The 13538-nt window shown below is 32.4% G+C and carries 11 protein-coding genes; 4 read left to right on the top strand and 7 right to left on the bottom strand.

Annotation, left to right across the window (positions count from 1 at the left end):
• Positions 1-4 precede the first annotated feature (4 nt).
• Genes VP395_RS07350 through VP395_RS07340 form a run of 3 tightly spaced genes read right to left on the bottom strand, consistent with a single transcriptional unit; the run spans position 5 to position 3157 of the window.
• Positions 5-1177 carry an efflux RND transporter periplasmic adaptor subunit gene (locus tag VP395_RS07350; RefSeq protein WP_346241129.1) on the bottom strand — a complete coding sequence of 391 codons (1173 nt, stop codon included), beginning with the start codon at positions 1175-1177 and terminating at the stop codon, positions 5-7.
• A 27-nt stretch (positions 1178-1204) separates the two neighbouring features.
• Entirely contained in the window at positions 1205-2548 is a 1344-nt protein-coding gene (locus tag VP395_RS07345; RefSeq protein ID WP_346241128.1) for a TolC family protein, read from the bottom strand.
• Positions 2549-2551: 3 nt separating this feature from the next.
• Positions 2552-3157, bottom strand: coding sequence for a TetR/AcrR family transcriptional regulator (locus VP395_RS07340; RefSeq protein ID WP_346241780.1), 606 nt, complete (start codon positions 3155-3157; stop codon positions 2552-2554).
• 210 nt (positions 3158-3367) lie between these two features.
• Between VP395_RS07340 and VP395_RS07335 the strand changes: the two genes are divergently transcribed.
• Together VP395_RS07335 and VP395_RS07330 are read left to right on the top strand one after the other, a co-directional pair.
• Positions 3368-4342: a polyprenyl synthetase family protein gene (locus VP395_RS07335; protein ID WP_346241127.1), complete on the top strand. Its 975-nt coding sequence runs from the start codon at positions 3368-3370 to the stop codon at positions 4340-4342.
• On the top strand, positions 4342-4692 hold the full coding sequence (locus VP395_RS07330) for a hypothetical protein (protein ID WP_346241126.1): 351 nt from the start codon (positions 4342-4344) through the stop codon (positions 4690-4692). The genes VP395_RS07335 and VP395_RS07330 overlap by 1 nt, the downstream gene beginning before the upstream one ends.
• 17 nt (positions 4693-4709) lie before the next feature.
• Here the strand turns inward: VP395_RS07330 and VP395_RS07325 are convergent, their stop codons facing one another.
• Positions 4710-5240, bottom strand: a complete 531-nt coding sequence (locus VP395_RS07325; protein WP_346241125.1) for an alpha-ketoglutarate decarboxylase — start codon at positions 5238-5240, stop codon at positions 4710-4712.
• A 155-nt stretch (positions 5241-5395) separates the two neighbouring features.
• Here VP395_RS07325 and VP395_RS07320 point away from each other — a divergent pair, with 155 nt between their 5' ends.
• Positions 5396-8137, top strand: coding sequence for a 2-oxoglutarate dehydrogenase E1 component (locus VP395_RS07320; protein WP_346241124.1), 2742 nt, complete (start codon positions 5396-5398; stop codon positions 8135-8137).
• Between the two features lie 48 nt (positions 8138-8185).
• Positions 8186-9400 (top strand): 2-oxoglutarate dehydrogenase complex dihydrolipoyllysine-residue succinyltransferase, encoded by a 1215-nt coding sequence (gene odhB / locus VP395_RS07315; RefSeq protein WP_346241123.1) that lies wholly within the window; start codon positions 8186-8188, stop codon positions 9398-9400.
• A 433-nt stretch (positions 9401-9833) separates the two neighbouring features.
• Here odhB and VP395_RS07310 read toward each other — a convergent pair whose 3' ends face one another.
• From VP395_RS07310 to VP395_RS07300, 3 genes are read right to left on the bottom strand one after another with little or no spacing between them, the layout of a single operon-like run.
• Positions 9834-10463: a response regulator gene (locus VP395_RS07310; protein WP_346241122.1), complete on the bottom strand. Its 630-nt coding sequence runs from the start codon at positions 10461-10463 to the stop codon at positions 9834-9836.
• 48 nt (positions 10464-10511) lie between these two features.
• Positions 10512-10955, bottom strand: a complete 444-nt coding sequence (locus VP395_RS07305; RefSeq protein WP_346241121.1) for a retropepsin-like aspartic protease family protein — start codon at positions 10953-10955, stop codon at positions 10512-10514.
• Positions 10924-13509 (bottom strand): CHAT domain-containing protein, encoded by a 2586-nt coding sequence (locus VP395_RS07300; protein ID WP_346241120.1) that lies wholly within the window; start codon positions 13507-13509, stop codon positions 10924-10926. Before VP395_RS07300 ends, VP395_RS07305 begins: the two co-directional genes overlap by 32 nt.
• Positions 13510-13538: the final 29 nt, after the last annotated feature.

The following is a 13538-nucleotide window of genomic DNA, read 5'->3' as shown; positions in this document are numbered from 1 at the left end:
AAACTTATTGGTTGATTACTTTCACAGTTTGTCCATCATTTACACTTCTAGCACCTTCTTGAATAATTTCGGCACTGTTTTCAAGTCCTTTGGTTACTTCAATTACATCGCCTTGAGATTTTCCAGTTTCAATAATTACACGTTTTGCTTTTCCTTCATTATCAGAATTTTTGTTTTCGATAATGTATATATATTGCTCGCCATCGGCATTTTCTGAAATGATACTTTGAGGAATTAAAATAGCATTATCGTTGCTGTAATCGTTAATTTTAAGTTTAGCAGTAAGGTTTGGCTTGATACTTTTATCTTTATTAGGAACTGCAACTTCTATCTTGAATGTTCTGTTTGCAGGGTTTATAAAATTTCCTGCTTGTCTAATTTTAGCATCCATAGATTTTCCTAAAATAGGGAACTCCACTTTTACGGTTTTATTAACTGTAATGTTTGAAATATAATTTTCTGGCACATCAGTTTCAATATACATGTCTTCTAAATTTACAATACGCATTAATTGCGATTGCCCTGGAGCCACCACACTACCTTGGTCTGTAATAACATCATCAATCACACCCGTAAATGGTGCTCTAACCGAAGTTTTTGCAAGTTGACTTTTTAGCTGACTTACCGCACGTTGCTGTGCTTCATAACTAGATTTTGCTTGAAGGTATTGAATTTCGCTTCCAATTTTCTGGTTCCATAAACGTTCTTGACGCTCAAAAGTAGTTTTTGCTAAATCTGCTTGAATTTGTAATTGTGCCACTTGTTGGCTTAAACCTCCATCATCAATGGTTGCAAGTACCTGTCCTTTAGAAACACTTTGTCCTTCTTTCACATAAACCCGTGTTAATGTTCCCGCCATTTCTGGATAAATAACAAGGTTTTGTTTTGTTTGAACATTTCCTTGTAATTCTAAATAGTGCTCAAATTTTTCAGACTTGATACTAACAGTTGTTACCAATGGTAATTTTTTAATAGTGTCTAATTCTGAGATTCTATTGTTAATAAGCTTTAACTGTTCTGCCAATTCTTGTTGTTTAGCATCAACTTCTTCACGCTTTTGTTTTAATTCTGTAAGGTTGTCTGAAGCCACTAAGTCTTCTACCGATTTTCCTTTTTTCTCACCACCACAAGCGGTTAGTAGTACTGTTGCGATTAATATGGTGTATATATGTTTCATTTTTAATGTTTTAAATTTTTATGTTGATTAGTTATTGATTGAATTTAGAATGGTTTCCAGTTCTGCTTTTTTGTTTATCACATCTAGCATGGCTTGTAAAAATTCTTGTTGTGCTGTATATAGTTGTGTTTGTGCTTGTCTTAAATCGAAACTAGATGCAATACCTTCAAAAAACTTGGTTTGGTTTTTTTGTTCAATACGTTCAGCAAGATTTAAGTTTAGCTTTTTATTATCGTAATCTTCAATGGCGAATTGATAATCACTTTTTGCAGCTGCCATTTGAAGTTGTAGTTTTTGTTCGGTTTCTATTAAATTGTCTTGTGCCTTTTCTAAATTTATTTGGGCACGTTGTGTAGCGGCACTTCTTCCTAGAGAGCTAAAAATAGGAATGTTCATATTCATACCAAATAACGATGAGCCAAACCATTTTTGGTCTTTGCTTGTAAAATTGAAATCATCACTAAAAGCAGAATAACCACCATTTATAAATGCACTTAAAGTTGGTAGTGCTTTGCTTTTTTCTAACTTAAGCAATAACTCTTTAGCTCTTTTGTCATTTTCTGAAATTTGATAATCTATGGCATTTTCTAGATTTAAATTAGAGTCAACAAGGTCTAAAGATATATTTTGAACCGTTAAACTTTCAAGGCTATCAGTTAATACCGTTTGGTTATAAACATCTAAACCTAAAGTGATGTTAAGCATTTGATAAGCCAACGTTTTTAATCGAATGGTGTTTTTTAACGAACTGTTTACGCCCGATAATGTTATTTGCAGTTGCTCTACACTTTCTTCTTCTTCCAAGCCATTTTCAAATATTTTTGATAAATCATTTAGGTTTTTTTCTAAAATGGTTTTGTTTTTTTCAATAATAGCAATGCTTTCTTCGGCAAGTAACACATTGCCATAAGCATTAATAACTGCTTTTCTAACCTCTAAATCGGTTTTAATTTTAGCGTTTTTCGATATTTCTAAAAACACTTTGGCCGATTGCAACCCTACCAGATACGAACCGTCAAATATTTTCTGGTTTAATGTGGCCGTGGCATTTACGCTTTGTTTGGTACCAAAAGTAACCTCGGCAAATTCACCTGGATTACCACCAAAAAATTCGGCGGGAATAACTTGTACTTGTTGTTTTAAAAAGTTTTGATAACCAATTTCGGTTGATATTTGAGGCAAACCTGTAGCAGTTGTTTCCCATTTTTGTTGTTTAGCAGCTTCAATGTCTAAAGTGGCATTTTTTGCAGTTCTATTATTTTGCAAAGCATAATTAATAGCTTCCTGCAAGGTGAAATTTTGTGTGTTTTCTTGTGAAAACGCTGTTATTGAAAGTGATAAACTAAGTAATAGTATTAGTTTGTGTTTCATGTTTTATGATTGATTGTTGTTTAAATATTGGGTTAAATGTTCGAGTCCTTTTGGGGTACAAATGCCTCTTAAATGGTATTCTAAATAATTGTTCATTAAATCGTGCATAGAAAAATTGTTTAAAGGGAATAGCTCTTTATCTTTTAAAGCCATCATACAGTTAAAATATATTTTAGAAACAAATTCTATATTTATTGTATTTCTATATAAGCCCATGCTTACTCCAAGTGTTAAATTGTGAGTAACACAATCTTCCATAACGCAAAACTGTTTGGTTTTTAAGGATTCAAATATTTTTGGATAATACTTTTGAAGCTGATATTGTGGAGACGATTTTTCATCTTTAAGATGTTTCATTAAAAACCGTTTTATCTCATAAATTTCTTCTATAGGGTTGTTTTCTTGGGCTTTTATCTCGTCAATTCCTTTAGAAATAAAATGGAACATATATAATGTGGTCTCTTCAACCAGTATGTTTTTGTTCTCAAAATATTGATAAACGGTTTTTTTCGACATGCCAAGGGCATTGGCAATATCATCCATCGTCACGCTCTTAAACCCGTAGGTTAAGAATAAATCGGCTGCTGTTTTTAAAATATCTTCTTTCATGCTGTCATATCCATTTTTCATCTGTCACATGGTACATCCATATAGTCATTCATTTAAGTATCTAATTTTTAGTTATGGATGTTTCATAATTCGGGGCAAATGTACAATAGGAAACTTTAAAAACAATAAAAGTTTCCAAAGTTTTAACAATTTTTTAATATTGGATTAAAGTTGTTGGATTAGTGCTAGCAATTACATTATTTTTGTTTGATGCAAAACGTACAATTTTATCAAGATGCATTTACCTTGCATTTAGAAGGTTTTATTAAAGACCGCGAACCAGTGTCTTTATACAGTCCTATAAATTATATTCTGCAGTTAGGTGGTAAACGTTTACGTCCTGTTTTAACTTTAATGACTGCCGAAATTTTCAATTCAGATTACAACAAAGCACTTGATGCTGCTTTAAGTATCGAAGTATTTCATAATTTTTCGTTGGTACATGATGATATTATGGACGATGCTCCCTTGAGACGCGGGAACCAAACAGTGCACGAAAAATGGAATATTAACACCGGGATACTTTCTGGCGATGCCATGTTAATTATGGCGTATCAATTGTTTGAATATTACGAACCAAAAACATTTCAAGCCTTAGCTAAATTATTTAGTAAAACGGCTTTGGAAGTTTGTGAAGGGCAGCAATATGATGTGGATTTTGAAACATGCAGCGATGTTGCTATTGCCGATTATTTGAAAATGATTGAATATAAAACCGCTGTTTTAGTTGGTGCCGCTATGAAAATGGGAGCTATTGTTGCAAATGCATCGGTAGAAGATCAAGATAGTATTTATGAGTTTGGTAAAAATTTGGGTATTGCATTTCAATTACAAGACGATTATTTAGATGTTTTTGGCAATCCAAAAACTTTTGGAAAACAAGTGGGTGGCGATATTATTGAAAACAAAAAAACCTATTTGTACCTAAAAGCATTGGAATTTTCAAACGAAACAGATAAGTTGCAATTAACTCAGTTATTTTCATCAAACCCAGAAGATCTTTCAACTAAAATAAATACGATCAAACAAATTTTTGTCTCCTCTGGCTCTGCCGAAGCTACAAAAGAAGCTATTCAGGAATACACCCATAAAGCTTTTGGTGTTTTAAAGACTATTAATATTTCTGAAGACAAAAAAGCCCTATTACAGGCTTTTGGAAATAATCTTATGAATAGAAGCGTATAATGAGTTTACCAACAACCTTTGAAGATTTAGTTGAAGAAGCCAACCAATTGGGTTTATATAAAAGTTTAGTGCTTCAGCTGAATAAAGATTTTTTGCTGGCAAATATCAATTTAGATTTTCATGACGATGTGTTGCCAACAAGTTTAAAGTTTTTACTGCACGAAACGATTTATAAGCTTATTCAAGAAAAATTTACCGATTATTTAAATCTGCTTTACATTGTCGATGTTTCAGAAAAACAAGTGAAAGCACTAAATGGAGAAGATACACTTAAACTATCTGAAGATGTAATGTTTTTAATTTTGCAACGTGAATGGCAAAAAGTGTGGTTTAGAAAAAAATACTCTTAACAAAATACCAATTATTTCTAAAGATAAAACCTCACAAAAGGTGCCCAGGCGTTGGCATAAATGCTTTTGCCTTTATCATAAAGTAAATCGTACCTAACTCCCAAAGTCACATTTCCGCTTCTGTAACCCGCTCCAATAAAGAGTGCAGGAGACCAATAAGTGTCATTTGGTAAATTATAATAACTTTCATAGTTTCTATTTACATGAAGTTCCTCAAATTCTGCCGACAGCTGAATGGCATCTACTGGATTAAATAAACTAATTATGCTTGCGCCCAAAATAGTCGATTTATAAACATTTTTTTGTGAATTGTAAGTACCATTTAACCCTAAGCCCACAGCAACTTGGTTGTTAATTTCATAAATAGCAATTGGGGCTAATGTTCCACTAAAAAAACCATCACCAAAACTTAAGCCAATACCACCTCCAAAGCGCACAGAATTCCAGAAATCACTATTGTTTTGTTGAGCGTTCAAGGTACTAATAGAACTAAGAATTATGAAATAAAAGAGGATATAAATTTTAATGATTAAATAAAATCTATTCATATAATTAGAAATATTTAAAAAATTAACATAAAAAATTAACTTATTAACATTACGGGAGTTGTTGGTTTATAAATATAACAAAAGAAACATCTAATTTTACTAAAAGTTGTATTTTTGCTGAAATTTGACTTAAATTAAGAGTATTAAAAAATATAATGGATAAATTTTCCTTTTTAAACGCGGCACATACTTCATATTTTGCCGATTTATATGACCAGTATTTACAAAGTCCAGATTCTGTAGAACCAAGTTGGAGAGCTTTTTTTCAAGGTTATGATTTTGGTAGTGAAAATTCAGAGTTACAAGGCGAAACTATTGAAAGTACTTCAACGCAAATGCCAGAATCTCTTCAAAAAGAGTTTCAAGTAGTAAAACTTATTGATGGCTATAGAATGCGAGGGCATTTGTTTACCAAAACAAATCCTGTTCGAGAAAGAAGAAGTTACGAACCAACCTTGGCAATCGAAAATTTCGGACTTAGCGCAAACGATTTAGATACTGTTTTTAATGCAGGTGAAGTTTTAGGTATTGGCCCTCAAACTTTACGAAAGATTTTAGTTCATTTAGATAAAATTTATTGCAGTTCTATTGGGGTTGAATATATGTATTTGCGTAACCCAGAGGTTATTGGATGGTGGCAAAGTCAATTAAATGTTAATGACAATCAGCCTAATTTCAATGAGGAATCTAAAAAATATATTCTTTCAAAATTAAATCAAGCCGTTACTTTCGAGAACTTTTTACAGACCAAATATGTAGGTCAAAAACGATTTTCTTTAGAAGGTGGCGAATCACTTATTCCTGCCTTAAGTAATACATTATATATTTCTGTTGAAAAATATGGCGTAAAAGAATGCGTACTTGGAATGGCACATCGTGGTCGTTTAAGCACTTTGGTTAATATCTTTAGAAAACCAGTTCACGAACTTTTTAGCGAGTTTGATGGTAAAGATTTTGAAGATTTGGATATTGATGGTGACGTTAAATACCATTTAGGTTTAACACTAGATAAAACCTACCAAAACGGAAAGACCATTAAGATGAATTTGGTGCCAAATCCATCACATTTAGAAACCGTTGCTTCTGTTGCCGAAGGAATTACACGAGCTAAAATTGATACCGATTATAACGGTGACGACTCTAAAATTTTACCAATCATTGTACATGGAGATGCCGCTATTGCAGGACAGGGTATTGTATATGAAGTGGCTCAAATGAGTCAACTTAATGGGTACAAAACAGGTGGAACCCTTCATATTGTTGTAAACAACCAAATTGGGTTTACTACTAATTACTTGGATGCGCGTTCTAGTACCTATTGTACCGATGTTGCTAAAGTAACATTGTCTCCAGTACTGCATGTTAATGCAGATGATGCTGAAGCGGTTGTACATGCTGTAGAATTGGCATTGGCGTACAGAATGCGTTATAAAAAAGATGTTTACATCGATTTATTAGGTTACAGGAAATATGGACATAATGAAGGTGATGAACCTCGTTTTACACAACCAAAACTTTATAAGGAAATAGCGAAGCACAGCAATCCATTTCAAATATATTCAGATAAATTAATAGCTGAAAAAACAATAAATCAAGCATATACCGATGGTATTACTGAGGAATTTAAAAATGTTTTAGAAACAGCATTCGAAAAATCTAAAGAAGAAAAATCGTCTAAAGTAAGAGAGTTTATGTTAGAACGGTGGAATGGTTTTAGTCGTAGAGGGCTTGAAGCTATACTTCAAACTGAAAATACATCATACCCAAAAAATAATTTAGAAGGTATTGCTAAGGTTGTGTCAACTGTTCCAGAAGGGGTTAAGTTTGTTCGTAAAGCAGAACGGATTTTAGAAGGTAGAGCTTCTATGGTTTTTGAAACCGATACGTTAGATTGGGGAATGGCAGAAACCTTAGCATACGGAAGTTTACTTGAAGAAGGTTTTAATATTCGTATTTCTGGGCAAGATGTTGAGCGTGGTACGTTTAGTCATCGTCATGCTATTTTACGCGATGAAATCTCGGAAGAGCGTATAAATTTATTAAACACAAACCCATTGAATAAAGGGAAAATGGATATTTACAATTCCTTTTTATCAGAATATGGGGTTCTTGGTTTTGATTATGGTTATGCCATGGCAAACCCAAACACATTAACTATTTGGGAAGCACAATTTGGCGATTTTAGTAACGGGGCACAAATTATTTTCGACCAGTATTTATCGGCAGCTGAAGATAAATGGAAGGCTCAAAATGGTATTGTGGTATTGTTGCCTCATGGCTACGAAGGGCAAGGTTCTGAGCACTCTTCTGCAAGAATGGAGCGTTATTTACAATTGTGTGCGGATGATAATATGATTGTTGCCGATTGTACAACTCCTGCAAATTTCTATCACTTGTTACGTCGTCAAATGAAATGGGATTTCAGAAAACCTTTAATCGTATTTACTCCTAAAAGTTTATTGCGCCATCCTAAAGCAGTTTCATCATTAAATGAATTAGCAACTGGAGAATTCCAAGAAGTCATAGACGATACTCTAAACCCAGAACAAGTAACTAAGTTGGTGTTCTGTACAGGTAAATTCTATTATGATTTGTTGGCGCAACGCGAAAAATTAGAGAATGATAGTGTTGCTTTAATAAGGGTAGAGCAATTGTTCCCACTTCATGAAGACAAAATAAAGCAAGTAATTGCGAAGTATTCGAATGCAATAAAATATGTTTGGGCACAAGAAGAACCTAAAAACATGGGTGCTTGGAGTCATGTTGTACAGCGCTTGGATTTTGTTAAACTAGAAGTTATGTCAAGACCATACAGCTCAGTACCAGCACCAGGTTCTAGTACTAGAGACAAGAAAAGACAACAAAGAGTTATTGACCAAGTATTTGATATAGTATAACATAAAAGTGGAGTTTAAAAAACTCATAAAAACATTAAAATAAAAAGAATGATTTTAGAAATGAAAGTGCCTTCACCAGGCGAGTCTATAAAAGAAGTTGAAATAGCAACTTGGTTAGTTCAAGATGGCGATTATGTTGAAAAAGATCAAGCCATTGCAGAAGTTGATAGCGATAAAGCAACTTTGGAACTTCCTGCAGAAGCAAGCGGTATCATTACCCTTAAAGCTGAAGAAGGCGATGCTGTAGCAGTAGGCGCTGTAGTATGTTTAATAGATACTAGTGCAGCAAAACCAGAAGGTAGTGCAGAAGCACCAAAACAAGAAAAGAAAGAAGAAACTCCAAAAGCAGAGGCTCCAAAAGTGCCGGTAGCTGAAACTAAAACCTATGCAACAGGAACTGCAAGTCCTGCGGCTAAAAAGATTTTAGCTGAAAAAAATATGGATGCTTCATCAATTTCTGGAACAGGAAAAGATGGACGTGTAACCAAAGAAGATGCTGTAAGTGCTGTACCTTCTATGGGAACTCCAACTGGTGGAAGCCGTAGTAGCTCAACTAGTAAAATGTCTATGTTGCGTCGTAAAGTGGCAGAACGTTTGGTTGAAGTTAAAAATACAACAGCGATGTTAACTACTTTTAACGAAGTGGATATGTCACCTATTTTCGCTTTACGTGATGAATATAAAGAAACATTTAAAACGAAACATAACGTAGGTTTAGGCTTCATGAGTTTCTTTACACTTGCCGTTGTAAGAGCATTAGAAATGTATCCAGCAGTAAACTCTATGATGGATGGTAAAGAAATGATTTCATATGATTTTTGCGATATTAGTATTGCAGTTTCAGGACCAAAAGGTTTAATGGTTCCTGTAATTAGAAATGCAGAAAACCTAAGTTTTAGAGGCGTTGAATCTGAAGTAAAACGTTTAGCGCTTCGTGCACGGGATGGTCAAATTACGGTTGATGAAATGACTGGAGGAACCTTCACTATTACAAATGGAGGTGTTTTTGGCAGTATGTTATCTACACCTATTATTAACCCACCTCAAAGTGGTATTTTAGGGATGCATAATATAGTTGAGCGTCCTGTTGCTGTAAATGGTAAGGTTGAAATTCGTCCTATAATGTATGTCGCCCTTTCATATGACCACAGAATTATTGATGGTAAGGAAAGTGTTGGATTCTTAGTAGCTGTAAAAGAAGCTTTGGAAAATCCTACTGAATTATTAATGAATAATGATGTTAGAAAAGCTTTAGAACTTTAATTAAAAAACTTTAATCAAATAAAAAAGTACTAACACAGTTTTAATGTGTTAGTACTTTCTTTTTTTAAATGAAAAACTAACTCAAGCAATAAACAATATTTATTGCAATTACAGTAATCACTAAAAGTGTAAGTCCAATAATAAAGAATTTATCAAGATAACTATTGTCTCTTTCCGCAGGTTTCCTTTTAAATATTTTATACATAAAACTCATTTTTACAAAAGCATATAAACTTTTGTAAAAATAAGTTTTAATTAATTGAGTTAAAATACGTACATATACGTATTTTCGGAAGTTAGGATGTTTGTAAAATGCGGAAAGCTTCAAATATAATGTTTGAAGCCTTCCATAATTCTCCCTAAGAACTAATTAATAGCTCGGTAAAGGTAAGGTGTATAAAGAACAAAAAAAATACGCACTTCTACGTATTTTTTAAAGATGATGCTTGTTAACGTTAGCCCAAATTGAAAGGGATGTTGGTTTGTTGTCTAAACTTAACTTACAAACAATATTGCTTCGGTGTTTGTCCACCGTGCGTACAGATATGGAAAGTTCTTCGGCAATGTTCTGGCTGGTTTTATTTTCAGAAATAAGCTTTACAATTTTCAATTCAGTTTTAGTGAGGAGTTCTAGTTTTTCTGGTTTATGGTCGGAATTAGAATTTAAATAAGATGTTATTTCTTCACTAAAATAAGGTTTGTTTTTTAGAACATGTTCAATGCAATTTTCAATTTCTTCAATAGCAAACTCTTTTAAAATATAACCATATACGTTAAATCTTTTAGCTTGTTCATATAATCCTTCTTCTTTATCGAAGGTTATAAGAATAATTTTTGTTGCAAGATTGTTTTTTTTACAAGCTTCGGCAATTTCTAATCCTGTTTTTTGAGGCATTCTAATATCTAGAACGGCAATTTCCGGTTTTAGTTTTACGATAAGATTATATGCGGTATTGCCATCTTGTGCACTACCAACAATATTAAAGTCTTTTGAAGATAAAAAATCTGTAAGACCTCGCAGCATAAGTGGGTGATCATCGGCAATTACAATAGAGGTATTCATTGTAGGGAGTTAGAATTCTATTAATTGAATGTTTAAATATAGTAATTATTAAAGTTTTAAATAGAGGTATTTCTTCTCATAATCAATGATAGCATTCGACTTTTTTAAAATATCTGCACCAATAATACCATCAACTGGTTTTGATTTATGATTTATGAGTGCTGTGTTTACATGAGTAAGATTAAATAAAACTAAAACAACTTTGTTGGTTTCCCATTTTCCAATTTTTACTTTATTTTTTTTGGACATTTTTGTTTCCATATTAATAGCACCAGCTCCGGCTGCTAAAATCGTAGAATCTTTTACTTTTAAATTAAAAGTGTCTACAGCTTCAAAACCAACACAAGAATTAGAGGCGCCAGTATCTAAAATAAACCGTCCTTTAATACCATTTAAGGTTGCTTTTATTTCGAAATGATTGGTTTTGGTAAGTCGTAACTTTACTCGAATGTAACTTTTATTAAGAAGAAATTCTTCTAGTGTTTCTGCCATGATTTTTATATTTCAATATTAAAAGTAACACAATGCTTGCTATAAATATGCCAAAAATTATATAAAAGATGGCTTTGTCTGGTTTTGTTGGTTCAAGTGTTCCGTAATAAACAAAGGCACTCCAATAGTAAGGTGATTTTTTTACATTACTAATCGCTTCATTTTCCAGATATTCTATTTTTGACTGGTAATTAGCTACATACGCCGATTCCGATTTATTATAGTTTTCATAAAACGATTGGATGATTTGTGATGTAGATAAATCATTAATTTGCCATAACGAAAACAACAAATTTTCTGCTCCAGCATATTGAAACCCACGGGCAATACTCATAGCACCCTCACCTTTATAGAGTTTGCCAATTCCTGTTTCACAGGCACTTAAAACAACTAAATCGGGGTTTAAATCTAAACTATACAATTCATTTAAAAACAGAGTGTCGTTATAAAACGATATGTTAGCAGGATTTATAAAATCGCCGCTGCTAGCATGGGTAGATAAATGTAAAATGCTATACTTTGAGGCATTTTTAAGAAAGTTATTTTTTGAAGCTTTTGAATTCATAAAAATACTTGAATTCATTTCTTTTTTAATCGCTTTTGCTTCATTAATAGAATAAGTAAGTTTTTGATTGGTGTTTTCAAACACAGGAAAAAAACCAAGCAAGCCTTTGTTTTTACCCCTTTTACTTTCTGTTTGATAAAAAGTTGCGCTAGAATTGTAGATAATATTTTGACTTTTAACAACAAAAGGCATTCTTGAGAAGGAAGTTGAGGTGGTTTTTGAAGTAATTAAAGCTTCAAATGGTATAAAATTTAATAAACCATCTGGGATAACTACAACATTTTTATGGTTTGAAAGCTTATTGAATTTTAGTAATTTGAAAATGGCATGAGCTTGGTTGGTGTAATTATTTATATCGTTATTGATGATAGAAGCATCATCAAATAAATGAATAAAGCGTATCATATTATTTCTGACTTCTTCGGTTAATTGAATGCTTTCAATAGTAATGTCTTTTTTTGAAATTATGAATTGATATAAGGTGTTTTTTCCGAAGAAGTATTCAACCAAAATAGCTTCGTCCTTTACTAATTTACTTTGAAAACGTTCTAAACTTGTTTCTTTATTGTTTTCTGGATATTTTTTGGCAATGGCTGTTTTTAGGGTTTTTAATTGAAAGCTAATAGCGCTTAATTTTTCGCTTAAATGGTTTACTGTTGATGCTTTATTAGCACCAAGTTGTTCTTTTACTAATAAACCTGTATAGTATTCTTGTGCCTTTAAAAGTTTAAACTCTTTGGTAAGCAAGCTGTCGTCTGGAAACTGTTTCAAACGCATTTTTTTTTGACTCATATCTTTTAAAACCGAAGCTTTGTTGTTTTCGGAATATTGAAACGCTTCAAATAAAAGTGATTTATTTTTAGTTTGTTTATAGGTGTTAAAAAGGATATCAATACAGCGTTCGCTTCTAATTCGGTTAGAAGTTTCATTAAAAATTTTAGTTTCTTGTGAAGTCCAATTTTCTTGTAATAAATGAGATACATAAAAGCTTAAATCATAACTTTCTAATGCTTGTTTCGGGTTGTTTTGAATTGCGGCATACAAGTCGAATATATCTATAAAGGTATTTTCTGGGTATAAATCTTTTTTACTGGGTAACCCATTTTTATTGAAACTTGGCAACAGCATTTTGATAGCTTGTTGTAAACTTTTTAAAGCCTCATTGGGTTGTTTAAGTAAATGATATAATTGGGCTTCTTCCACATAAAATTTAGCCAAACCTCTGGCTGATACATGTATTTCAGAAAGATATTTTTTTGCTTTGTTAAATGAATTTAAAGCTTCTGAATAATTGCCTTTTTGAAGTTCTGTCACATAGTTTTGTTTATGATTTTCAAAGCTTGAGGAGGTTGAAGTGCTTTTTAAATGCGAGACCGCTTCGTAATTATTTAAAGAGACCAAACTATTTGCTTTTATACTTTGAAGCAGTGCTTTTTGATGGCTGTCTATATTAGGAAATTTATAAGCGTTGTCAACAATTTTTAATACCGTTTCGTGCTTGTTTATAGTTTGGTACAGTTTCGCTAAATTGATAGCGCCACTTATTTGATGCTTGGTGTTTTTACTTTTTTCAGCTAAATATATATATTGGTTGATAGTACTAACAGCATTGGTATAATCGCCCGTTTTGGTATATAAATTTCCGAGTGGTTTTAAACAATTTTCAATAATATCAAAATCTGAAAGTTTTGAAAGTTTGTTGTTATTGAATCGTTTTAGGGCATCTTCATAGGTGGAAATAGCTTCTATTAATTCTGAATGTTCGTCTAAATAATAGCCTTTATTGCATTGTAAAAATATGAGTGCCAGTTGCTCGTCTTTTGTTTCTACACGGTTTTTAAAAGAAGTTTCTTGTTGGGTTAATAGTTTTAAGGAAACCTCGTTTTTGTTGCTAATAAAAGTTTCGGCAGCGGTATAAATGGTTTCTTCTAAATTTTGAGAAAAAGAAACTCCGCAGATTAAAAAGAATAGAAAAAATATTTTTTTCATTTGAGTGAGTTGCCAAAAGAGCCTTAGGT

The sequence above is a fragment of the Mariniflexile soesokkakense genome, from assembly GCF_039650365.1.
Classification (GTDB): Bacteria; Bacteroidota; Bacteroidia; order Flavobacteriales; family Flavobacteriaceae; genus Mariniflexile; species Mariniflexile soesokkakense.
The sequence above is the reverse complement of the archived record's forward strand: the minus strand, read 5'-3'. Positions and strand labels throughout refer to the sequence as shown.

What these genes read in the sequence shown, in the direction of transcription:
- VP395_RS07350 (WP_346241129.1), bottom strand. Translation starts at nt 1,177, where the DNA reads ATGAAACATATATACACCATATTAATCGCAACAGTACTACTAACCGCT.
- VP395_RS07345 (WP_346241128.1), bottom strand. Translation starts at nt 2,548, where the DNA reads ATGAAACACAAACTAATACTATTACTTAGTTTATCACTTTCAATAACA.
- VP395_RS07340 (WP_346241780.1), bottom strand. Translation starts at nt 3,157, where the DNA reads ATGAAAGAAGATATTTTAAAAACAGCAGCCGATTTATTCTTAACCTAC.
- VP395_RS07335 (WP_346241127.1), top strand. Translation starts at nt 3,368, where the DNA reads ATGCAAAACGTACAATTTTATCAAGATGCATTTACCTTGCATTTAGAA.
- VP395_RS07330 (WP_346241126.1), top strand. Translation starts at nt 4,342, where the DNA reads ATGAGTTTACCAACAACCTTTGAAGATTTAGTTGAAGAAGCCAACCAA.
- VP395_RS07325 (WP_346241125.1), bottom strand. Translation starts at nt 5,240, where the DNA reads ATGAATAGATTTTATTTAATCATTAAAATTTATATCCTCTTTTATTTC.
- VP395_RS07320 (WP_346241124.1), top strand. Translation starts at nt 5,396, where the DNA reads ATGGATAAATTTTCCTTTTTAAACGCGGCACATACTTCATATTTTGCC.
- odhB (WP_346241123.1), top strand. Translation starts at nt 8,186, where the DNA reads ATGATTTTAGAAATGAAAGTGCCTTCACCAGGCGAGTCTATAAAAGAA.
- VP395_RS07310 (WP_346241122.1), bottom strand. Translation starts at nt 10,463, where the DNA reads ATGAATACCTCTATTGTAATTGCCGATGATCACCCACTTATGCTGCGA.
- VP395_RS07305 (WP_346241121.1), bottom strand. Translation starts at nt 10,955, where the DNA reads ATGGCAGAAACACTAGAAGAATTTCTTCTTAATAAAAGTTACATTCGA.
- VP395_RS07300 (WP_346241120.1), bottom strand. Translation starts at nt 13,509, where the DNA reads ATGAAAAAAATATTTTTTCTATTCTTTTTAATCTGCGGAGTTTCTTTT.